At 69.2% G+C, this 643-nt stretch carries 1 protein-coding gene; it reads right to left on the reverse strand.

The genetic code is table 11. The features are described 5' to 3' along the window. Positions 1 to 508 (reverse strand): UTRA domain-containing protein (locus ABD191_RS29060; RefSeq protein ID WP_344089179.1); only part of this gene is annotated, 508 nt, incomplete at its 3' end. Positions 509 to 643 lie beyond the last annotated feature (135 nt).

The following is a 643-nucleotide window of genomic DNA, read 5'->3' on the forward strand; positions in this document are numbered from 1 at the left end:
CGTCACGCTCCACGTGATACGAGACCGCAAACTGAGCCGCAGCCATCGCTGTCTCATTCACCTCGACGACAACCTCCTCGCCGTCCCGGCGGATGCGAGCCTCCCGCGTCACCACCAGCACCGGGCTGGAAGCCGGCACGCCCAGAGCCTTCTGCTCCTCCGGGTTCGGGTGTCTCGCGGACACGGTCTCCCGCCACTCGAGCGGCGCCCGGTAGTGCTCTTCGAACCTGTCGTAGATCCCGCCTGAGCCGGTGCGCTCTGCTCCGACCTCCGGGATCTCGGCGACCACGGAGAGGGGGATGAAACTGACCGCCACCTGGTGTGCGACGGTCGCCCCACGCGGGCCCATGAGCCGGCGTCTGGCGAGGACGTCCTGGCCGCGGGTGGTTCCGAGGAGATCGGCCACATGACTGGGCGGCACTTCGAACCCGCGGGTGGGCGGCGTTACGGCGGCCCAGTCCTGGGCGTTGCGGTCGAAGAAGTAGCCGAGGTCGTCGCGGTAGACCACTCGGTCGCGGACCACAGTCGTGTGACGGGGGCGTTCCTTGACTCGAGCAGGATGCCGACGCGTCAGTGTCAGGTAGCCCTCGGCCGCCAGCTGCTGGACGGCTTTCTGGGGGGTGGGACGGGCGAGGCCGTGCTC

It is taken from the genome of Luedemannella helvata (assembly GCF_039528415.1).
GTDB classification, from domain to species: Bacteria; Actinomycetota; Actinomycetes; order Mycobacteriales; family Micromonosporaceae; genus Luedemannella; species Luedemannella helvata.